The sequence below is a fragment of the Neisseria sp. P0022.S010 genome, from assembly GCF_051956635.1.
Map to the genome: position 1 here is coordinate 12,203 of NZ_JBQCXF010000010.1, position 19,744 is coordinate 31,946.

Consider the following 19,744-nt stretch of genomic DNA (forward strand, 5'->3'; position numbering starts at 1 on the left):
TCTTGATAACTTACTTTTTGCCATTATGTCGTTTTCGTTTGATAATACATAAATACAAAAAACACGCGCCAAACAATCAATAGGAGGCTTTGCCATGCAACAAAAAGTCCGTTTCCAAATCGAAGGCATGACCTGTCAGGCCTGCGCTTCGCGTATTGAAAAAGTGTTGAACAAAAAAGATTTTGTCGAATCGGCGGGGGTGAACTTCGCCAGCGAGGAGGCGCAGGTTACGTTTGACGACAGCAAAACCTCTGCAGCCGACATAGCCAAAATCATTGAGAAAACCGGTTATGGTGCAAAAGAAAAAACGGAAGACGCGCTGCCGCAGCCCGAAGAAACCGCGCATGTAAGCTGGCGGCTGTGGCTTTTGCTGGCCATTAATATTCCGTTCCTTATCGGCATGGCAGGGATGATGATTGGTCGGCACGATTGGATGATTCCGCCGTTGTGGCAGTTTGCGCTGGCAAGCGTGGTGCAGCTTTGGCTGGCAATCCCGTTTTACAAAAGCGCGTGGGCGAGCATCAAGGGCGGGCTGGCGAATATGGACGTGCTCGTTACCATCGGCACGGTGTCGATTTACCTGTATTCCGTCTATATGTTGTTTTTCAGCCCGCACGCGGCGCACGGCATGGCACACGTGTATTTTGAAGTAGGCGTGATGGTGATTGGTTTTGTGTCGCTGGGCAAATTTTTGGAACACCGCACCAAAAAATCCAGCCTCAACAGCTTGGGCCTGCTGCTGAAACTCACGCCGACCCAAGTCAACGTGCAGCGCGAAGGCGAATGGCGGCAGCTACCCATCGACCAAGTGCAAATCGGCGACCTTATCCGCGCCAACCACGGCGAACGCATTGCCGCCGACGGCATCATCGAGAGCGGCAGCGGTTGGGCGGATGAGAGCCATCTTACCGGCGAATCCAACCCCGAAGAGAAAAAAGCGGGCGGCAAAGTGTTGGCGGGTGCGTTGATGACCGAAGGCAGCGTGGTGTACCGCGCCACACAACTCGGCAGCCAAACATTGCTCGGCGACATGATGAATGCGCTCTCTGAAGCACAAGGTAGTAAAGCACCGATTGCGCGTGTGGCGGATAAAGCGGCGGCGGTATTCGTGCCTGCCGTCGTGGGCATCGCGCTTCTGACTTTTATCGCCACTTGGCTGGTGAAAGGCGATTGGACGGTTGCGCTGATGCACGCCGTTGCCGTTTTGGTGATTGCCTGCCCGTGCGCGCTCGGTCTGGCAACCCCTGCCGCGATTATGGTCGGCATGGGCAAAGCAGTGAAACACGGCATTTGGTTTAAAGACGCGGCGGCAATGGAAGAAGCCGCCCACGTTGATGCCGTCGTGCTGGACAAAACCGGCACGCTGACAGAAGGCAAACCGCAGGTTGCTGCCGTTTATTGCGTTCCCGACAGTGGCTTTGACGAAGACGCTTTGTACCGCATCGCCGCCGCCGTTGAACAAAACGCCGCTCATCCGCTTGCCCGCGCTATCGTTTCTGCTGCCCAAGCGCGCGGCTTGGATATTCCCGCCGCACAAAACGCGCAAACCGTTGTCGGTGCAGGCATTACCGCCGAAGTGGAAGGCGTGGGTTTGGTGAAAGCAGGCAAAGCCGAATTTGCCGAACTGACCTTGCCGAAGTTTTCAGACGGCGTTTGGGACATTGCAAGCATTGTTGCAGTCTCGGTCGATAACAAACCTATCGGCGCATTCGCACTTGCCGACGCATTGAAAGCCGATACCGCCGAAGCCATAGGCCGTCTGAAAAAACACGGCATCAACGTTTACATCATGAGCGGCGACAACCAAGGCACGGTCGAATACGTCGCCAAACAACTGGGCATCGCACACGCCTTCGGTAATATGAGTCCGCGCGATAAAGCTGCCGAAGTGCAGAAACTCAAAGCCGCCGGCAAAACCGTGGCAATGGTCGGCGACGGCATCAACGACGCGCCCGCACTCGCCGCCGCCAACGTCAGCTTCGCGATGAAAGGCGGTGCGGACGTTGCCGAACACACCGCGTCCGCCACGCTGATGCAGCATTCGGTCAACCAACTCGCCGATGCCTTGCTGGTATCGCAGGCGACTTTGAAAAACATCAAGCAAAACCTGTTTTTCGCCTTCTTCTACAATATCTTGGGCATCCCGCTTGCCGCGCTCGGCTTTCTAAACCCTGTCATTGCAGGCGCGGCAATGGCGGCAAGCTCGGTTTCGGTATTGAGCAATGCGTTGAGGTTGAAGCGGGTGAAGATTGAGTGAAACGTGGCAAAGGCCCTCTGAAAACCATACGCCCAGTTTCATTTTTCAGGTAGCCTCAAATTAGGAATCAAACGATGAAAAGCTATACGCTCGATATTCCCCACTTTGAATACCCTGAATCATTTGAAAAAATCGTCGAACTGAATTTAGTCGATTTCGATATTTGGCATCTGCTCGATAGCGATTGGGCCGCCAAGCTATACCAAGGCATGCAAACGCGTTATCCCAATAGAAAACTGATTCCCTTCGCCAAACGCAGCGATTGCGATGACACTGCTTGCTTCGAAATCGGCAAAGGCGGCATAGTCCAGCTTATCCACGACTTTGCTGACCCCGGCTGGGAGCAGCGTCAAGAATTCCCCGATTGCTGGGCATGGCTCGCCCAAGCGGTAAACGATATGATCGAACACAATCGGGAAGACGATATCCTGTAAACATCAGGCATGTTGGTTTTGGCCAAGGAAATGCAACGTTGAGCTTCAAGCTGAGGCGGTCTGAAGATTGTTTTTCAGACGGCCTTTAATCCATATTTTCTGATTTCGAGACTTAAGCGGGAGTATGTCGTATGGACATGATGTTGTTTACCAATATTGTATTGATTGTTTTATGTATTTTTACCATGTTGCTGGTGTGGTCGCGTAACTGGAAACGCAAGCAGGCGTATTTTGAGAAAATCAAAAGCAATCCGGAAAACCTCAAATGGGTTGGGCAGAATCTGACTGGTCAGGAATGGAAGGATTTGAAAGCCGTGAGCGACCGTTTTGGGCTGCCCATGTTGCAGGCCAAGCAATTAATTGATTTTTATAAAAACAGTCAGCTCTAATTGATGATTTAACGATAGAACTTGACTGAAGTTAAGGCCGTCTGAAATAGCACTCTTATAATAATATAAGTGATATTTCAGACGGCCTTGCTGTTGATTCAAATAAAGGGAGGAGAACAAAAATGACCGTTTACTTAATCGGCGATTCCGTTCGGCTTGCTTCGGAGCCTTACACGCGCGCCGCTTTGCCTGAGGTGGATATTGTTTCTCCATCGGAAAACTGCCGTTCGTCGCATGATGTGTTAGAGCATATCAGGCAATGGACAGAGGGCGCGACTGTGGGAGACATTATCCACATCAATTGCGGTTTGCACGACATCCGCCATAATCAAGGCTGTAATGAGCCGGTGGCCGATATAAAAACCTATCGCAGCAACCTGATTCAAATTTTCGATTATCTGAAACAGACAGGGGCAAAAATTATTTGGGCGAGCAGTACGCCGTTTTTGGAAAGCGTACACAATATCGTCAAACCCTCGCGCCGCTATCTGGCCGACTTGAAGGCCTATAACCGTGTGGCGGAGGATTTGGCAAGGCAATATGGTTTTACCGTCAATGATTTATACAGTCTGATGTTTGAGCAGGATTTGACCGATGTGATGCTGTGCGATGGACTTCATTTCAATGAGTTCGGCAGCAAGATGATAGGCGAGGCAGTAGCCGAAGCGATATTGAAACAGTTGTGCTAACTTGACGTAATCCATTTTTATTATGTTTTTAATATTGAGACAGACTTTAAGTTGCAACCCAATATCTATTGGGGTATAGTGATTACTCTTATCAACATGAAACTAAGAAGGAATAAATGATGACTGGCAAATTAGATCAAATCAGCGGTGAAGTAAAAGAGAAAGCCGGCGAAGTTCTTGACGATTCCAAACTCAAAGCTGAAGGCGTAGTTCAACAAGGCGTCGGTAAGACAAAAGAAGTTGCTGCGGATGCTAAAGAAAAAGCAGAAAACTTTGCAGGCGAGGCTAAAGAAAAAGTAGAAAACTTTGCAGGTGAAGCTAAAGAAAAAGCAGCTCATTTAGCCGGTGAAGCCAAAGAGAAAGTAGCACACTTGGCTGAAGAAGCCAAAGAAAAAGCTGAAGGCTTGATTAATGATATTAAAAGCAAATTTTAATATTTAAAGAATAAAAGGCCGTCTGAAAGATTTTTCAGACGGCCTTTGTTTATGGTTTTAAAGTTTAGGCAAACTGTTTGCCAAATTCGATAAACTCGTCTTTTTTGGCTTTGGCTTTGCCGGAGTCGATGGCTTCTTGCGCGGCTTTGACACCGTCCGCCAGCGATGCGACCACATTTCCTGCGTAGAGCGCGGCGGCTGCATTGAGGACGACGATGTCGCGTGCGGCACCGACTTTGCCATCCAGCACTTCGTTCATTTTTTGCAGGGATTCTTGCGCGTTTTCGACTTTGATTTCGTCCAAATTGCGGCGGATTTCCATGCCGAAATCGGCCGGGCTGATATCGTATTCGGTGATTTTGCCGTCTTTCAGTTCGGCAACGCGGGTTTTGCCGGTCAGCGTGATTTCATCCAAACCGCCTTCGCCGCACACAACCAAAACATGTTTGGAACCAAGCTGTTGCAATACGCGGGAAAGAATGCCGCACAAGTCGATGTGGAACACGCCCAAGAGTTGGTTTGCCGCGCCGGCAGGATTGGTCAGTGGGCCCAAGATATTGAAGATGCTGCGGAATCCGAGCGAACGGCGGACAGGGGCAACATAGCGCATGGCGCTGTGATGGTTGGGCGCGAACATAAAGCCGATGCCGGTTTGCTGAATGCTTTGGGCAACCTGTTCGGGGTTGAGATTGAGGTTGGCGCCCATTTGTTCCATGACATCGGCAGCGCCGCTGGATGAAGAAACGGAGCGACCGCCGTGTTTGGCAACTTGCGCGCCTGCCGCAGCCGCGACAAACATAGAAGTCGTGGAAATATTGAAAGTTTTGGCACCATCGCCGCCCGTGCCGACAATATCGACCAAGTCATCGGCGTTTTCCAGCGGCACTTTAGTGGCAAATTCGCGCATCACGCTGGCTGCGGCGGTAATCTCGGAAACGGTTTCAACTTTAATCCGCAGGCCGGTCAGGATGGCGGCGATTTGCTCGGGCGGAACTTGGCCGCTCATGATTTGGCGCATGAGGTCGGTCATTTCATCGTAGAAAAGTTCGTTATTGCTGATGAGGCGTTCAATCGCTTGTTGAGGGGTAATCATGATTGTTCCTTTGTTCGTGTCCGATGTGATTCAGGCCGTCTGAAAGGAGTTTGAACACTGTCAAACTCCTTTCAGACGGCCTTTCATTAAGATTTTTGCGGGCGATAGTCTTTGAATTCTTCCAAGAAGTTTTTCAGCATATCGTGGCCGTGTTCGGTCAGTAGGGCTTCGGGGTGGAACTGTACGCCTTCGACAGCATATTCTTTGTGGCGTACTCCCATGATTTCTCCGTCTTCCGTCCATGCGGTAATTTCGAGGCAGTCGGGCAGGGTGGCGCGGTCGATGGCCAGGCTGTGGTAGCGCGTGCAGTTAACCGGATTGGGCAGGCCTTTAAACATGCCTGTGCCGTGATGGAAAACGGGGGAGACTTTGCCGTGCATCATTGTTTGCGCGCGCACGACATTGCCGCCGAACGCTTCGCCCATGGTTTGATGGCCGAGGCACACGCCCATGACGGGCAGCCTGCCAGCAAAGTGCTGCATGGCCGCAACAGAAATGCCTGCTTCTTTCGGTGAGCAAGGGCCCGGGCCGATGACCAGATATTGCGGTTTCAGGGCTTCGATTTCTTCGAGGGTGATTTCATCGTTGCAGCGTACCAAAACTTCCTGCCCCAGTTCGGCAAAGTATTGAACGATGTTGTAGGTGAAGCTGTCGTAGTTATCAATGAATAAAAGCATTTGCAAACCTTTAATGACATTTCGGCAGACAGGGTAAGGCCTGCCAAAAGTGTAAAAACCGTTTATATTTGCATAATATCACAATCTTCCCCTAAAGGCCGTCTGAAACGGCGGATAAGACAAAACAGCTAAAAAATGCTATGCTTTACGCTTTGAACCTAATCTGTTTGAAGTGATGAAAAAGTATCTTATCCCGACTGCCGCCGTCGTTATCGCCGCTGCGCTCGGCACGCCTTACTATCTCGGTGTCAAAGCGGAAGAAAGCCTGACCGAGCAACAAAAGCTGTTGCAGGAATCCGGTTTCCTGACCGTTGAATCCCACCAATACGATCGCGGCTGGTTCAGTTCGACCGAGACGACCGTCATCCGCCTCAAGCCGACCCTGCTTCAAAATACGCAAAAATACCTGCCGGACAATTTGAAAACCGTCCTGCAAGAGCCGATTACGGTCATCAACCACGTAACACACGGCCCGTTTGCCGGCGGCTTCGGCACGCGCGCACACGTGGAAACCGAGTTCCAATACCATCCGGAAACCAAAAAAGTTTTAGACCGCTTCTTCGGCCAGCAAACGCCGTTGACCATGACCAATACGGTTTACCTTTCCGGCGACGGCAAACTCAGCCTCAATATCCCCGCCTTCGACTACGAAGAGCTTTCCGGTATCAAGCTCAATTGGAAAGGCTTTAGCGGCAATACCGATTACAGCCAAGGCTTCAAAAGCTATCGCCACGATTACCTTGCGCCGTCTTTGCAAGTCAAATTGGCCGACAAAGGCGATGTGTCTTTGGAAAACCTGCGCTTCGAATCCGAAACAGAAGACGGCCTGACCAAACTTTCTTTGGGCAAGAGCAGCATTACGCTGGATAAATTCCTGCTGCAATGGAAAGAAAACATCGATTACAACGTTAAGTTGAACGAGTTGGTCAACCTCGTAACCAACCTGCAAATCGGTGCATTCATCAATCCGACCGGCACGATTGCTCCGTCTAAAATCGAAGTCAACAAACTGCGTTTCGATACCCAGACCGGCGAAGTCGATAAATTCATCAACAGCGAAGGCCGCTTCCAATTTGAAAGCCTGACCTATGGCGAAGACAAATACGGCCCTCTGGATATTAATGTCTCTGCCGAGCATTTGGATGCCGCATCACTTCTGGCATTGAAAAACAAAATTGCCGAAGTGTCCGTGAAGAAAATGAGCGAAGAGGAAATTCAGGCTTCTTTGCTTCAGACGGCCAAAAACGAGGCTTCAGGCCTGTTTACCAACAATCCGGTTTTAAACGTCAAAACTTTCAAATTTACCATGCCTAATGGTGATGTCGATGTCAGCGGAAAGCTTGCCTTTAAAGGCTTGACGGCCAAAGACCTCAACAGCCTGGGCGATATGCTGAAGAAAACCGAAGCTGACTTCAACATGAGCGTACCTCAAAAATTGTTGGAGCAGCTCGCCGTCAACCAAGCCAGCAGCCTGTTTAGCGTCAATGCCGAAGATGAAGCCGCAGGCCGTGCCAGCATCGACGATATCAACGAGACCTTGCGCCTGATGGTAGACAGCACCATTAAAAGCATGGCAAGAGAAAAATATTTGACCTTAGAAGACGATAATGTCAAAACCCATCTGACTCTGCAAAACAGCGAGTTGAAATTAAACGGAAAAGTCCTTCAAAGCGACCCGGAACCCGAGTTTGACGAATCAGACTTTCCCAATAACTAATCCTCAATCACACAAACAGCGGTTTTAGCTTCACTGAAGTTAAAACCGCAAATCAACCCACAATCAAAAAGGAAACCCATGTTCCGTACCATGCTCGGCGGCAAAATCCACCGTGCCACCGTTACCGAAGCCGACCTCAACTACGTCGGCAGCATTACCGTTGACCAAGACCTGCTGGATGCGGCAGGTATTTGCGTGAACGAAAAAGTCGCCATCGTCAATAATAACAACGGCGAACGTCTTGAAACCTACACCATCCCCGGCGAACGCGGCAGCGGCGTTGTTTGCCTCAATGGCGCGGCCGCGCGTTTGGTTCAAAAAGGCGACGTCGTGATCATCATGTCTTACGTCATGTTGTCCGAACCCGAAATTGCAGCGCATGAGCCGAAAGTCGTCCTCGTCGATGAGAACAACAAAATCCGCGACGTGATTTCTTATGAGCCGCCGCACACCGTGTTGTAATATTCAAACAAAGGCCGTCTGAAACGTTTCAGACGGCCTGTTTCCCAAATTCAACTTATCTGAAAGGCTTTGCCGTGAATATCCAAATCAACAACATCACCGTCAGCAACGATGCGCCCTTTACCCTTTTCGGCGGCATCAATGTCCTTGAAGACCTCGACTCTACGCTGAAAGCCTGTGAGCAATACGTTAAAGTAACCGATAAACTCGGCATCCCTTACGTGTTCAAAGCCTCTTTCGACAAGGCAAACCGCTCTTCCATCCACTCTTTCCGCGGTGTGGGTTTGGATGAAGGTATGAAGATTTTTCAAGCGGTAAAACGCGAGTTTAACGTTCCCGTGATTACCGACGTTCACGAGCCTTACCAATGCCAGCCGGTTGCCGAAGTCTGCGATGTCATCCAGCTGCCAGCATTCTTGGCACGCCAAACCGATTTGGTGGTGGCAATGGCGAAAACCGGCAATGTCATCAACATCAAAAAGCCGCAATTCCTCAGCCCGTCTCAAATGAAAAACATTGTGGAGAAATTCCAAGAAGCAGGCAACGAGCAAATCATTTTGTGCGAACGCGGCGCAAACTTCGGCTACGACAACTTGGTGGTCGATATGCTCGGTTTTGGCGTGATGAAAAAAACGTGTCACAACCTGCCCGTTATTTTTGACGTAACCCATTCCCTGCAAACGCGCGAATCCGGTGCCGCCGCATCAGGCGGCCGTCGCGCCCAAGTATTGGACTTGGCGCTTGCCGGCATGGCAACCCGATTGGCCGGTTTGTTCCTCGAATCCCATGCCAATCCCGACCAAGCCAAATGCGATGGCCCAAGCGCACTGCCGCTTGCGCAATTGGAAGATTTCCTGACCCGTGTTAAAGCAATCGATGAAACCGTGAAATCGTTTGCACCTATGGATATTCGTTAAGGGTCAATCAATAAAAAGGCCGTCTGAAAGCAGTTTCAGACGGCCTTTTTATTGGCATTACTGTCCGCGCAAAAACAGTGCGTCCAATTCTTTTAAAGTCAGTTTGACCCAAGTCGGACGGCCGTGATTACACTGGTTGCTGCGCGGCGTATTTTCCATATCGCGCAGGAGGGCGTTCATTTCCGGCAGGGTAAGCTGGCGGCCGGCACGGACGGAGCCGTGGCAGGACATGGTGGCGAGGATGTGGTTTTCGTGTTCTTCGATGGTTTGGCTGCTGCCGACTTGGGCGAGTTCGCCCAAAACGTCTTTCGCCAGCGAAACGACGTCGGCTTTGCCGAGCATGGCGGGAACTGCACGGACGGCAAGGGTATTGCCGCCCATGTCGGACAATTCCAGCCCGAAGCCTGCCAGCGTTTCGGCATGATCGGCGAGGGCGGCGCATTCTTCGTGGGACGCGGCAAAGGTTACGGGAATAAGCAGGCGTTGGCTTTGCAGGTTGCCGTTTTCCTGACGTTGGCGTTTCATTTTCTCGTAGTTGACGCGTTCGGCGGCAGCGTGCATATCGATGAGCAACAGGCTGTCTTCGGCTTGGGCAAGGATGTAGATGCCTAATAATTGGGCAATGGCAAAGCCGAGCGGCGGCAGTTCGGATTGTGATGGAAGGCCGTCTGAAAGCGGCGTATCTGTTTTTTGGGTAGGGAGTTCAGACGGCATATTGCCGAAACGTGCCTGCTCGAATTGGCTCAACTCAAGGTCTATGTCGTCGGTTTTTTTGTAGAGCTCAGCATAAGTATTCATGGCCGCGCGGCTTTCGCGCAGGGACAGGCTGCGTTGTTGCGGCGAGCGTGCGGCTTGGTAAGGCATGGGCGCGGTTTTGCCTGATGAACCAAAGGCATTGCGTGTGTCGGATTTGTTGCCTGTCGGGTAGTTGGATGCGCCATCAAACAGATTTTCACTGTCGTTTTCAGACGGCATTGGTGCAGGCGTAACGCCGGTAATGTCATGCAACACTTCGCCTGCGTTGCTGACGCTTTCGGTCAAGTCGGCACGCGTGTCGGCAAGGACTTTGTTGAGCGTGTGGAACACGAGTTGGTGCACCTGCTGGCTGTCGCGGAAGCGGATTTCGGTTTTGGTCGGGTGGACGTTGACGTCAACGGCTTCGGGCGGCAGGTCAAGAAAGAGGACGAAAGCAGGCGTCAGTGCGTTGTGCAATACGTCACGGTATGCCTGCTTGACGGCATGGAGCATGACTTTGTCGCGAACAAAACGATGATTGACGAAGCAGTATTGTTTATCGGTTTTGCCTTTGGCGAAAGTCGGCTTGGCAATCGCGCCATAGAGCCGCAGCGCGCCATTGCCGCTGTCAATTTCCAATGAGGCCGTCTGAAAATCATCGCCGACAATGGCAGCAATACGCTCGTGCAGGCTTTGTGCAGGAAGTTTGAATACTTGTTTGCCGTCGCGTTTGAGTGAGAAGGCAATGTGCGGATGCGCCAGCGCGAGGCGTTCGAGCATGGTGGCGCAGTGGGCGTATTCGGTGTTTTCGGATTTGAGGAACTTGCGCCGCGCGGGGGTGTTGAAGAAGAGTTCGGCAGCTTCGATGGTGGTGCCGACGGGGTGGGCGGCTGCGGTGGGGCTGCTGAGTTTGCCGTCTTCGGCTTTAACTTGGGTCGCGTGCGTGCTGTCTTCTTGACGGCTGGTCAGGGTCAGGCGGCTGACGGAGGCGATACTGGCCAAGCCTTCGCCGCGAAAGCCCATGCTGGCAACGTGTTCCAAATCGTTTAAGGTTTTGATTTTGCTGGTGGCGTGGCGGTGGAGCGCGAGTTCGATGTCGTCCGGATGGATACCGCTGCCGTTGTCGCTGACGCGGATCAGGCGGATGCCGCCACCGGCCAGCTCAACATCAATCGCTGTCGCGCCTGCATCGATACTGTTTTCAACAATTTCTTTCAAGGCGTTGGCAGGGCGTTCGACCACTTCGCCGGCGGCGATTTGGTTGACAAGATGGTCGGGCAGGGCGGCAATTCGGGACATCGGTTTCTTTCAAAAAAGCAACGGCGGAAGGGGAAATTACAGGTATTTGCGCATCAATTCGCATTCGACGCGGACGGTTTTGTTTAACTGCAACACGGCAGTGCCGAGCGATTCGTAGCGGTTGAGGCGATAGAAAGGCACGGAATTGAGCGAGGCATACAGTTTGAGAAAGCTGAGGCCTGCATTTCGTGCCATTTCTTCGGCGCGGCTGAGCAGGGCCGTGCCCAAGCCGAGATTGTGGAAGAGCGGATGGACGTATAAGGCATCCAGTTGCGCTTCTTTGAAATCGACTTGGAAGAAGCCTTGAATCAGCCCTTTGTATTCGACCACCCACAAGGCTTTGTTTTTATCGGAGATGGTTTCCAAATAGCTGTTGATGTCGAGCAGACTTTCCCATGCGTGCATAATGGTTTCATCGTAACTGCGGATGCAGGCATATTGAACGGCATGCAGATGGGCGTTGTGTATGGCTTGGCAGTCTTTTTCGGTTGCCGGACGGAGGATGGTCAGAAGGCTCATGGCGGATGGTCGGAAAAATTGATTTCAGACGGCCTTTAGCAATCAAAGGCCGTCTGAAAAAAGTGGGAAAGGTTACAGGCTTTGATGCAAGGTTTGTGCGGTTTGGAACGCGTTGTCCGCATCGTTGGCCAAGACGGTAAAGTGGCCCATTTTTCGGCCTTTGCGCGCGGCTTTTTTACCGTAAAGATGCAGATGTGCATTCGGGTTGCTTTGCAGCGGCAGCCATTCGGGTTCGCCGCCGTTTTCTTTCCAAACGTCGCCCAAAATATTCGCCATACAGCAAGAACTCAGCAGTTTGGTGTCAGCCGGAGGCAGGTTGCACATCAGGCGGACCTGTTGCTGGAATTGGTCTGCCGCGCAGGCATCGATAGTGTGGTGGCCGGAATTGTGCGGACGCGGTGCGATTTCGTTGACGACCAATTCATGTGTGTCGCCGACAACAAACATTTCTACCGCCAATACGCCGACGTAGTTCAATTCATCGGCCAAACGTTGTGCCATCTGCCGCGCCTGTTGCTGAATGTCGGCACTCAGTCGGGCAGGGACGATGGAATAGGCGAGGATGCCGTTTTCGTGAATGTTTTCGGCAGGATCGAAGGTTTGCACGTTGTCATTGTTCAGACGGCATACGATAACGGAAATTTCACCACGCAAGTCCACCATTTTTTCCAAAACGCAATCCACACCACCGTGTTCAGCAAATGCGGCTTTGAGTTCATCCAATGTTTTAACGCGGATTTGGCCTTTGCCGTCATAGCCCAAAGTGGCAGTTTTCAAGATGCCGGGCAGAAATTGTACGCTTTCTTCAGTGATGTCTTCGGTTTTGCAAACTGCTTGATACGGCGCGGTTTGCAGGCCTGCTTTGCGTATCCATGCCTTTTCCTGAATGCGGTTTTGCGCGATGGCAACGCAGTCGCCGCTGGGGGAAACATTGGTGTGTTTGGCGAGAAAACGCATCGCATCGGCATTGACGTTTTCAAACTCGGTCGTAACCGCCGCACATTTTGCCAATTCTTCCAAAGCGGCCGAATCATCAAACGGTGCGCACAAATGGCGGTCGGCAAATTCCGCTGCCGGCGCGTTCGGGTCGGGATCGAGTACGGTTACTTTGTAGCCCATGGTTTTGGCAGCAACAGTAAACATTCTGCCTAATTGTCCGCCGCCGAGGATGCCGAGCATGGCAGGAGGGAGGATGGGGGATGTGTTCATGGATAATCGCTTTATGAGGAAATTGGGTAGGGTGTTTGCAGGCCGTCTGAACATGGTTTATGGCTTCAGACGGCTTGATGTTTTAAAGCTTGCCGATAAATTGCGGCGGAACGTTTTCAGTTAACCATACGCCGTTGTCCGCCAGATAAAATTGATGTTCTGCCGCAAGCATGGCGACAGTGTCGATGGTCAATACAACCGGCTTGCCGTGGCGGGAGCCGACTTTGACGGCTGTTTCGGCATCGGCAGACAGATGAACAAAATGGCGCGAGGCAGAATGCAGGCCTTGCTCCAAAATAGACGGAACAGAGCGTTCAGCCGTACCGTGATACAAAATCTGAGGAGGCGTCGCCACTTTGTGTTCGACCTGAACTTGTGCCGTCGAATGACCTTGCGCCGCGCGGATGCGTTTGCCGTCTTCAGAAAGGGTAAACCGTTTTTTATCGTTGTTTTCGACCACTTCCAACAATATTTCGTAGGTCAGCGGATTGCCCGTAAAGCCGCGCTCAGGATGGTTTGCCTGTGTCAGTAGGCTATCAATATCCACCCAGCCGTCTTTATCCAAAGTAATACCGATTTGCTCGGGATGATGACGCAAGATAAAGCTGAGAAATTTGCTGATGGATTTTAGTTGTTTTTCGTTGAGTATCATAATCTTGTTGTTTAGTCATTTCAGAGCGCAGGCCGTCTGAAAATTATTTATCCAACCCTTCCTGCACCATTTGCGCTGCGCGGATTACTGCCCGGGCTTTGTTTTGGGTTTCCTGCCATTCGGATGTCGGGTTGGAATCGGCAACTACGCCTGCGCCGCTTTGGACGAAGAGGGTATTGTTTTTAATCACAGCGGTGCGGATGGCAATGGCCAAATCCATGTCGTTGTTGAAACTCCATACGCCGACTGCGCCGCCGTAGATGCCGCGTTTGCTCGGTTCGACTTCTTCGATGATTTCCATGGCGCGGACTTTGGGGGCGCCAGAGAGTGTGCCGGCGGGGAACGTGGCGGCGAGGATGTCCATGTTGGTGATGCCGTCTTTCAGACGGCCTTCGACGTTGGAGACGATGTGCATCACATGGGAGTATTTTTCAATCACCATTTTGTCGGTGACTTTGACTTCTCCGGTTTTACTGATACGGCCGACGTCGTTGCGTCCTAGGTCAATCAACATGACGTGTTCGGCAATTTCTTTGGCATCGCTCAGCAGGTCTTGTTCGTTGGCAAGGTCTTCGGCGGGTGTTTTACCGCGCAGGCGCGTGCCGGCGATAGGGCGGACGATGACGTCGTCACGTTCGCGGCGGACGAGGATTTCGGGCGAAGAGCCGACAATATGGAAATCGCCGAAATCGTAGTAGAACATATACGGCGATGGGTTCAGTGTACGCAGGGCGCGGTAGAGGGCAAGCGGATTGTCGGTAAATTCCATGCTCATGCGTTGGCTGGGGACAACCTGCATGCAGTCGCCTGCAAAGATGTAGTCTTTGATTTTGTTGACGCAGGCTTTGAAAGGTTCTTCTCTAAATTCGCTGACTGCTTGGGTTTGTTTGCTGCCGAGCGAGAGCGGGATGGCGCAGCTTTGGCGTAACTGGGTACGGATGTCTTCAAGACGTTCGCGCGCGTGTTCGTAGCCGTTGGCTTGAGACGGATCGGCGTAAACAATCAGGTAGATTTTGCCGCTTAGGTTATCCACTACGGCAAGCTCTTGCGAGAGCATCAGGAGGATGTCGGGCGTACCGAGCGGATCGGCTTTGGCCGTATGTTTCAGGCGGTGGGCAAAATGTTCGAAATTGTAGATGGTTTCATAACCGAAGTAGCCGACCAGGCCGCCGGTAAAGCGCGGCAGGCTTGGGATTTCGGGCGTTTTGAAGCGGTTGTGGAAGGCTTCGATAAAGGGCAGGGGATTGCCGTCGTGTTGTTCGACGATTTCGCCGTTTTGATACACATCGACATGTTTGCCGCTGGTTTTGAGATAGTGGCTGCAAGGCAGGCCGATGAAGGAATAGCGGCCGAAGCGTTCGCCACCGACAACGGATTCGAGCAGGTAGGTGAAAGGCTTGTTGGCTAGTTTGAGGTAGATTGAGAGCGGTGTATCCAAATCGGCAAGCAGCTCTTGAACGAGTGGAATGCGGTTGTAACCTTGTGCGGCTTGTGCTTGGTATTCTTGTTTGCTGATCATCTTGATAAGTCTTTCAGACGGCCTGTTTCAGGGTGTTAAATCGTGTGAAGAGTATAGCATTTTATTGGAATTGTTGACAGTCTGAGCGCCATGTCAGATATGGAAAACGCCGTCTGAAAAAGACGGCGTAAGGTATCAGGCAAGGGGATCGGAAATTTTGTTTTTCCGGCTCCGCTTCCACTTGAAGATATAAGCGGCAATAACGGGAATCAGGGCGATAATGGATTTGAATGTCCAGCCTGAATACCATGTGCCTTCGGGAACGTCGCTTGCAAGCCAAGTGAAGTAGGGCCACCAGCAGGCAACCAGGCTACCGAGAAACAGCGGCCAAATATGACGGCTTAAGTTGCGTTGCCACAAGAAGAAGCATGCAATCGCCCAAATAAAGGTCAATACGGTAATCAGGAGGATGGTGTAGGCATCTGAAATCAGGATGGCGGCGAAGTAGTAGCTGAGTGCGACCCATAATAGGGCAAGTACCAAAACAATAATTTCTTCCGGGCGTTTAAACATGATTTTTCTCTTTGTAAGACTGACAAGGCGACAATACTATACCCTAAACAAGAAGCGATGATAAGAGTCTTTCAGACGGCCTTGTAATTGGGTTTGCTATAATGTGTGCAATCTATTTTTTGGAAAGGACAAACCATGACGGCAAACTTTCAAGAAACGCTGAAGGCTTTGGGCAAACAGGCGAAAAAGGAAGCTGCGGAGCGGGAGGCGGAAGCGAAGGCTAAAAAGCAGGCGGAAGATGTGGATTTCAGCAAGTCGGTTGGCAAGGTTACGCCGTTGAAAAATGCCGGCAACTATTATGAACAGCTCCGCGATAAATCGCCTATCAAACCGCGACCTAAAGAAATGGCGACTTTGGAGCAGGAAGATTATTTTTATGTGGGCAGCGGCGGCTGGGATGAACCGCCGGCTTCGTTCAGTAAAAACGGACAGGGAAAAAATGATTTGATGCGTTTGCGAAACGGCCATTATCCTGTGGTAGCGGATGTGGATTTGCATGGCTATACGCAGGAAGAGGCGCAGCAGGTATTGAACGAGTTTATCGAGTTTACGAAAAAACGCGGCGTTTGCGGCGAGATTGTCCACGGCAGCGGCTTGGGTTCTTCAGGCTATAAACCGGTTCTGAAAAATATGACGCGCCGCTGGTTGATGCAGCATCCTGACGTATTGGCTTATGTCGAGCCTCGACAAGGCAATGATGGCGCAGTTAGAATCTTGTTGAAACGCCAACGCCGAGATGATGATTGGAAGCAGTAAAATAAAAAAGCAGTGTCAGTAAGATGACACTGCTTTTTTATGGTTGTCAGACTAAGAAGATTTCTTTTTGGAAACCGATTCGCAACCTTTTCCATTGGTCATTGTGGTTTTAGAATCTTTGGCAGAATTAATATCAGTACATTTGTAAGCATTGCCCAAGCTATCCATCCAAACGGAAAGAGTATAGCCTGTTTTTGTGGGAATGGCTTTCAAACGATAGGCACGAGTGTTGGCATCAATCATTTCGGCAGAGTATTGGTATTTGTCTGCCAAATCTTTATGGCCTTTATATGAGGAAATAAAGTCATCCAATTTCTTTTTAATCTCATCAGTTTTCCACTTTGGATTTTTAACCATCTGGTTTTTAAAAGCAGAATTGATGGCGACTAACTCGGCATGCGCTTGTGATTGGTAGCCGCGTTCAATGTAGCGGTTGTAAGAGGGAATGGCAATCACGCTCAGGATGGCTAAGATGGCGACGGCAATCATCATCTCAACCAGCGTAAAGCCTAGTTGTTGGGTAGAGGTGGTATTCATTATATTATTCGCTGGCAACGTAAGACTGAAGAACGACTTGGGTATTAGCATTCTTACCCCATGCTTTGGCAGTAACGCGGTAGGTAATTCGACCCTCAGTAGTTTTACCTAAATATTCGATAATGTAGCGGGGATTTTTTGCAATGCCGCTATTTTTACCTAGAGAGTATTCTTTACCGTTGGTATCGATGCAAAGATTTTGATTTTTATCACATTTTCTTTTCCAGGCATCTTCAGTAGCGGTTTCTTCGATGGCTTCGCTGTCAGATTTTACGTTAGGTGTGGCGCAAAAACCATCTTTACACTCTTTGGTAAAATTAGTCTTTTTCCCTTCAATATCAAAAATTTGATTTTCACCTTCACGCAATGCGGCTTCGGCCAAGGTGGTTGCCAGTTTGCGGTCAGCATCGTTGGTGCTGATACGCTGTTCAGTATTGTAGGACTGGGTGGCTGTGACCACGAGCAGGGCGATGACGATCATCATCATTAAGACGATAAACAAAGCATAGCCTTGTTGCCGGTCAGGTTTTATTAGAGTGATCGGTCGGCGCATACGTTTCCTCCACGGATGGTGGCATTAATATTGTAGATATCGACTTTATTGTCTTGTTCTTTCGATGGGTCGATACTGCCGTTATTCAGTACGATTTGGATTGAGGCAGGAGACTTGGCTTCAGCTGAGCTATCCAATGCGGTTTTGTAATCAAAGGATTCTGTATTTACTCCGCTGGCAGAGGCATTTTCAGAATGAGGACATTCTGCATAGATATAGTGGATATCCATAGCAGTGATGCCTTTAATCAGTAGCTGCGGATTACCCCATGAGCCATCATCTGATAATTGGAAACGGAATAAGCCACTCTCTTCACCAAGTTTACCGACGGCATAGGCAATCATTTCATGCTTCATGATGGCGATACTGCCGTTTTGATCAGAGTAGGTCATTTTCAAAGCCGTTTTTGCCGCATTCAAATCTTTAATTTCTGTTTGAGGTTTGGCAATACCGAAACAGCTGCTGACAATGGCAGTTTTTGCAGCAGGGTTTGCTTTGTCGATTCCATATTGAAACAGCAGGGCTTTGCCGGTTTGAGCAAAGCCTGCATAGCCTAATTTATTGATTTCTTTAATCGGTAACAGATTATTCACACCGGCTGTTTTCAATGTGTATTCATCTGAGCTTTTGTCTTCTGTTACTGCAGAGGCAGGAAAATTCGACATATTGAAGCAGCCGAAATTGCCTGCCATACGCGCATCGCGGACGATCATGTTGGCGGCGTTGCGCAAATCTTGTTGGATACCGATACGGGTGTTGGCAGATTTGTTCAATCCGCGTGCAGTAAAGTAGGTGGAGCTGACAGCCATTAAGACAATCATACTGAGCAGGCTGGCAACCAGAAATTCAAGGATGCTGAAACCGCGAATGGCGGTTTTATTGGGAATATGGTTGAGTAAGCGTTTATTGTTCATTATTAGTCTCTTACGCGTGATTGGTAGGTATAGACAACGTGATGCCCCGATGTGTTGAGATTTTTTGAAGTATTCTCTTCTTCGACATCTTGCAACCATAAAACTTTCACGATGGTCGTGTCGCCTTTGCCATCGCATTTTGCGTTAAACCCCTTTTCGTAAGTCGGCTCTGTACCGGAAGAATCTTTGCAGATGGTCGAGAAGACTTGGGCTTCGGGAAGGGCTTTGGCTAAATCGGCTTTAAATTGGGCAATTTGAGCTTGCGCAAGTTGCGCTTTCGTCATTTTGTCTTTAAATTCCGTAGCTTGCTTTGAGCCTTTCAGCTGTTCAGAGCTTGATGTGATGTAAGCATCGTAGGATTTTTTATAACGGGAGGTTTTGTCGCCTGCTGAATTGGTTTCTTCAGAGAGCGTCGGGTTAATGAGCATGCCTTCGATTAGATTTTGCGTAATTTGGGCGACTGTAGTCTGATTTTCAGACTCACGCACGTTGGATACGGTACGCAATTGAACAGCCAGAAGAGCCAGCACACCGATGGCAAGTACAAACATAGCAATTAAAACTTCAATCAGGGTCATGCCTGATTGAAGTTTTGGAGTAAAGTTTGTTGAGCTCGCTTTCAGACGGCCCTTAAATGATCTGAGATGAGTAGGATTAGTAATGTTCATAAGATACCGTTGTTATTATTTGGAAGTGTATTCGCATATTTTGCGCTCATCGTTTTTAGCACAGATTTCGACATGCCCATTGCCATTGATTAAAAGTACGGTAGCACGGGCTTTCTTGGTTTCAGCATCGGCGGCGGATTTATCCGTCAGGCTGATTTTGATGTGGCCGTCTGAAAATTGATAATTCTTGCCATCGGTTGAATGGCCAAATGTACCATTGGGCAGGAATCTCCACCAGACTTCTTTTGAAGCTGAGGTCGAGAGGGCGGAACGGCCATTACCGATAGGGATATAGTTGAAGCTATATTCCACTTTGTCGGTATCCCCATTAAGGATAATGGAGCGGACGGATAAATCGACTGTATCGTTTTTATAGTTGGAATCTCCGTTTTTATCGGCGTAGGCCAACATACCATTACCGGCATATTTGGAATCGCAACCATTATTGGGCGAGCCATCGGATTTGATTTTGACCGGGCAGATGTAAACGGGAAGATTGAGACGGACCGCCTCATTTCGCGCGAAACGCAGCAGATTGGCAATTTGCTCTGCTTGCGATGCCGCACGTCTGGAGGCAATCCATTGATTCATATTTGGAAATGCGATGACGGCCATTATTGCTGCAATAGTAATGACGATCAGCAACTCAATTAGGGTGAAGCCTTTTTGTGTCTGATACATGAGTGATTTTTGGGTAGTAATGTGTTGGGGTAACCGACGTTTTCTCTTTTTGCATTTGCCTGTGGCAATGCTTTTGCTTTTATTGGATTTATTCTAAACGATTTTGTAATGCGTGACTAA

General features: G+C 50.0%; 22 protein-coding genes. 9 read left to right on the plus strand and 13 right to left on the minus strand.

Going from position 1 to position 19,744, the window contains the following annotated elements; translation table 11 throughout:
• Positions 1–94: 94 nt before the first annotated feature.
• The 5 genes from ACTHUT_RS02445 to ACTHUT_RS02465 all read left to right on the plus strand — a co-directional run bounded on the left by ACTHUT_RS02445 (position 95) and on the right by ACTHUT_RS02465 (position 4,203).
• Positions 95–2,257 carry a heavy metal translocating P-type ATPase gene (locus ACTHUT_RS02445; protein ID WP_440386285.1) on the plus strand — a complete coding sequence of 721 codons (2,163 nt, stop codon included), beginning with the start codon at positions 95–97 and terminating at the stop codon, positions 2,255–2,257.
• 74 nt (positions 2,258–2,331) lie between these two features.
• Positions 2,332–2,691, plus strand: a complete 360-nt coding sequence (locus ACTHUT_RS02450) for a hypothetical protein (protein ID WP_440386286.1) — start codon at positions 2,332–2,334, stop codon at positions 2,689–2,691.
• Positions 2,692–2,822: 131 nt separating this feature from the next.
• Positions 2,823–3,080 (plus strand): hypothetical protein, encoded by a 258-nt coding sequence (locus ACTHUT_RS02455; RefSeq protein WP_049333330.1) that lies wholly within the window; start codon positions 2,823–2,825, stop codon positions 3,078–3,080.
• Positions 3,081–3,202: 122 nt separating this feature from the next.
• On the plus strand, positions 3,203–3,769 hold the full coding sequence (locus ACTHUT_RS02460) for an SGNH/GDSL hydrolase family protein (protein ID WP_070460885.1): 567 nt from the start codon (positions 3,203–3,205) through the stop codon (positions 3,767–3,769).
• Between the two features lie 116 nt (positions 3,770–3,885).
• Positions 3,886–4,203 (plus strand): CsbD family protein, encoded by a 318-nt coding sequence (locus ACTHUT_RS02465; protein ID WP_371460129.1) that lies wholly within the window; start codon positions 3,886–3,888, stop codon positions 4,201–4,203.
• Between the two features lie 64 nt (positions 4,204–4,267).
• Here the strand turns inward: ACTHUT_RS02465 and trpD are convergent, their stop codons facing one another.
• Together trpD and ACTHUT_RS02475 are read right to left on the minus strand one after the other, a co-directional pair.
• Positions 4,268–5,296, minus strand: a complete 1,029-nt coding sequence (gene trpD / locus ACTHUT_RS02470) for an anthranilate phosphoribosyltransferase (RefSeq protein WP_107723128.1) — start codon at positions 5,294–5,296, stop codon at positions 4,268–4,270.
• Between the two features lie 86 nt (positions 5,297–5,382).
• Positions 5,383–5,973, minus strand: a complete 591-nt coding sequence (locus ACTHUT_RS02475) for an aminodeoxychorismate/anthranilate synthase component II (RefSeq protein WP_250615290.1) — start codon at positions 5,971–5,973, stop codon at positions 5,383–5,385.
• 175 nt (positions 5,974–6,148) lie between these two features.
• On the opposite strand from ACTHUT_RS02475, the gene ACTHUT_RS02480 reads away from it, so the two are divergent.
• The 3 genes from ACTHUT_RS02480 (at position 6,149) to kdsA (ending at position 9,069) form a co-directional block, all read left to right on the plus strand.
• Positions 6,149–7,690 (plus strand): YdgA family protein, encoded by a 1,542-nt coding sequence (locus tag ACTHUT_RS02480; protein WP_440386287.1) that lies wholly within the window; start codon positions 6,149–6,151, stop codon positions 7,688–7,690.
• A 78-nt stretch (positions 7,691–7,768) separates the two neighbouring features.
• Positions 7,769–8,152, plus strand: a complete 384-nt coding sequence (gene panD / locus ACTHUT_RS02485; protein ID WP_128582724.1) for an aspartate 1-decarboxylase — start codon at positions 7,769–7,771, stop codon at positions 8,150–8,152.
• Between the two features lie 74 nt (positions 8,153–8,226).
• The gene (gene kdsA / locus ACTHUT_RS02490) at positions 8,227–9,069 is read left to right on the plus strand and encodes a 3-deoxy-8-phosphooctulonate synthase (protein ID WP_003747068.1); all 843 of its coding nucleotides are present in this window, start codon (positions 8,227–8,229) and stop codon (positions 9,067–9,069) included.
• Between the two features lie 57 nt (positions 9,070–9,126).
• On the opposite strand, the gene mutL is transcribed toward kdsA, so the two are convergent.
• The 6 genes from mutL to ACTHUT_RS02520 form a co-directional block, all read right to left on the minus strand.
• Entirely contained in the window at positions 9,127–11,103 is a 1,977-nt protein-coding gene (gene mutL, locus ACTHUT_RS02495) for a DNA mismatch repair endonuclease MutL (RefSeq protein WP_440386288.1), read from the minus strand.
• Positions 11,104–11,139: 36 nt separating this feature from the next.
• Entirely contained in the window at positions 11,140–11,622 is a 483-nt protein-coding gene (locus ACTHUT_RS02500) for a GNAT family N-acetyltransferase (RefSeq protein WP_003747064.1), read from the minus strand.
• A gap of 72 nt (positions 11,623–11,694) precedes the next feature.
• A complete protein-coding gene (locus tag ACTHUT_RS02505; protein ID WP_440386289.1) occupies positions 11,695–12,831 on the minus strand; it encodes a 5-(carboxyamino)imidazole ribonucleotide synthase in 1,137 nt (378 codons plus the stop codon).
• 82 nt (positions 12,832–12,913) lie between these two features.
• Entirely contained in the window at positions 12,914–13,483 is a 570-nt protein-coding gene (locus ACTHUT_RS02510) for an RNA 2'-phosphotransferase (protein ID WP_440386290.1), read from the minus strand.
• Between the two features lie 43 nt (positions 13,484–13,526).
• On the minus strand, positions 13,527–15,002 hold the full coding sequence (gene trpE / locus ACTHUT_RS02515; protein ID WP_440386291.1) for an anthranilate synthase component I: 1,476 nt from the start codon (positions 15,000–15,002) through the stop codon (positions 13,527–13,529).
• A gap of 135 nt (positions 15,003–15,137) precedes the next feature.
• Positions 15,138–15,515 carry a hypothetical protein gene (locus ACTHUT_RS02520; RefSeq protein ID WP_003747049.1) on the minus strand — a complete coding sequence of 126 codons (378 nt, stop codon included), beginning with the start codon at positions 15,513–15,515 and terminating at the stop codon, positions 15,138–15,140.
• Positions 15,516–15,650: 135 nt separating this feature from the next.
• On the opposite strand from ACTHUT_RS02520, the gene ACTHUT_RS02525 reads away from it, so the two are divergent.
• Complete coding sequence (locus ACTHUT_RS02525; RefSeq protein WP_440386292.1) at positions 15,651–16,271, plus strand: Smr/MutS family protein; 621 nt, start codon at positions 15,651–15,653, stop codon at positions 16,269–16,271.
• 51 nt (positions 16,272–16,322) lie between these two features.
• Here ACTHUT_RS02525 and ACTHUT_RS02530 read toward each other — a convergent pair whose 3' ends face one another.
• From ACTHUT_RS02530 to ACTHUT_RS02550, 5 genes are read right to left on the minus strand one after another with little or no spacing between them, the layout of a single operon-like run.
• Entirely contained in the window at positions 16,323–16,808 is a 486-nt protein-coding gene (locus tag ACTHUT_RS02530; protein WP_440386293.1) for a PilX family type IV pilin, read from the minus strand.
• 4 nt (positions 16,809–16,812) lie between these two features.
• Entirely contained in the window at positions 16,813–17,361 is a 549-nt protein-coding gene (locus ACTHUT_RS02535; RefSeq protein WP_049322681.1) for a pilus assembly PilX family protein, read from the minus strand.
• Entirely contained in the window at positions 17,340–18,275 is a 936-nt protein-coding gene (locus ACTHUT_RS02540; RefSeq protein ID WP_440386294.1) for a PilW family protein, read from the minus strand. The genes ACTHUT_RS02535 and ACTHUT_RS02540 overlap by 22 nt, the downstream gene beginning before the upstream one ends.
• Positions 18,276–18,277: 2 nt before the next feature.
• Entirely contained in the window at positions 18,278–18,943 is a 666-nt protein-coding gene (pilV, locus tag ACTHUT_RS02545) for a type IV pilus modification protein PilV (protein WP_440386295.1), read from the minus strand.
• A 15-nt stretch (positions 18,944–18,958) separates the two neighbouring features.
• Positions 18,959–19,624, minus strand: a complete 666-nt coding sequence (locus ACTHUT_RS02550; protein WP_440386296.1) for a GspH/FimT family pseudopilin — start codon at positions 19,622–19,624, stop codon at positions 18,959–18,961.
• Between the last annotated feature and the right edge of the window lie 120 nt (positions 19,625–19,744).

What these genes read in the sequence shown, in the direction of transcription:
- ACTHUT_RS02445 (WP_440386285.1), top strand. Translation starts at nt 95, where the DNA reads ATGCAACAAAAAGTCCGTTTCCAAATCGAAGGCATGACCTGTCAGGCC.
- ACTHUT_RS02450 (WP_440386286.1), top strand. Translation starts at nt 2,332, where the DNA reads ATGAAAAGCTATACGCTCGATATTCCCCACTTTGAATACCCTGAATCA.
- ACTHUT_RS02455 (WP_049333330.1), top strand. Translation starts at nt 2,823, where the DNA reads ATGGACATGATGTTGTTTACCAATATTGTATTGATTGTTTTATGTATT.
- ACTHUT_RS02460 (WP_070460885.1), top strand. Translation starts at nt 3,203, where the DNA reads ATGACCGTTTACTTAATCGGCGATTCCGTTCGGCTTGCTTCGGAGCCT.
- ACTHUT_RS02465 (WP_371460129.1), top strand. Translation starts at nt 3,886, where the DNA reads ATGATGACTGGCAAATTAGATCAAATCAGCGGTGAAGTAAAAGAGAAA.
- trpD (WP_107723128.1), bottom strand. Translation starts at nt 5,296, where the DNA reads ATGATTACCCCTCAACAAGCGATTGAACGCCTCATCAGCAATAACGAA.
- ACTHUT_RS02475 (WP_250615290.1), bottom strand. Translation starts at nt 5,973, where the DNA reads ATGCTTTTATTCATTGATAACTACGACAGCTTCACCTACAACATCGTT.
- ACTHUT_RS02480 (WP_440386287.1), top strand. Translation starts at nt 6,149, where the DNA reads ATGAAAAAGTATCTTATCCCGACTGCCGCCGTCGTTATCGCCGCTGCG.
- panD (WP_128582724.1), top strand. Translation starts at nt 7,769, where the DNA reads ATGTTCCGTACCATGCTCGGCGGCAAAATCCACCGTGCCACCGTTACC.
- mutL (WP_440386288.1), bottom strand. Translation starts at nt 11,103, where the DNA reads ATGTCCCGAATTGCCGCCCTGCCCGACCATCTTGTCAACCAAATCGCC.
- ACTHUT_RS02500 (WP_003747064.1), bottom strand. Translation starts at nt 11,622, where the DNA reads ATGAGCCTTCTGACCATCCTCCGTCCGGCAACCGAAAAAGACTGCCAA.
- ACTHUT_RS02505 (WP_440386289.1), bottom strand. Translation starts at nt 12,831, where the DNA reads ATGAACACATCCCCCATCCTCCCTCCTGCCATGCTCGGCATCCTCGGC.
- ACTHUT_RS02510 (WP_440386290.1), bottom strand. Translation starts at nt 13,483, where the DNA reads ATGATACTCAACGAAAAACAACTAAAATCCATCAGCAAATTTCTCAGC.
- trpE (WP_440386291.1), bottom strand. Translation starts at nt 15,002, where the DNA reads ATGATCAGCAAACAAGAATACCAAGCACAAGCCGCACAAGGTTACAAC.
- ACTHUT_RS02520 (WP_003747049.1), bottom strand. Translation starts at nt 15,515, where the DNA reads ATGTTTAAACGCCCGGAAGAAATTATTGTTTTGGTACTTGCCCTATTA.
- ACTHUT_RS02525 (WP_440386292.1), top strand. Translation starts at nt 15,651, where the DNA reads ATGACGGCAAACTTTCAAGAAACGCTGAAGGCTTTGGGCAAACAGGCG.
- ACTHUT_RS02530 (WP_440386293.1), bottom strand. Translation starts at nt 16,808, where the DNA reads ATGAATACCACCTCTACCCAACAACTAGGCTTTACGCTGGTTGAGATG.
- ACTHUT_RS02535 (WP_049322681.1), bottom strand. Translation starts at nt 17,361, where the DNA reads ATGCGCCGACCGATCACTCTAATAAAACCTGACCGGCAACAAGGCTAT.
- ACTHUT_RS02540 (WP_440386294.1), bottom strand. Translation starts at nt 18,275, where the DNA reads ATGAACAATAAACGCTTACTCAACCATATTCCCAATAAAACCGCCATT.
- pilV (WP_440386295.1), bottom strand. Translation starts at nt 18,943, where the DNA reads ATGAACATTACTAATCCTACTCATCTCAGATCATTTAAGGGCCGTCTG.
- ACTHUT_RS02550 (WP_440386296.1), bottom strand. Translation starts at nt 19,624, where the DNA reads ATGTATCAGACACAAAAAGGCTTCACCCTAATTGAGTTGCTGATCGTC.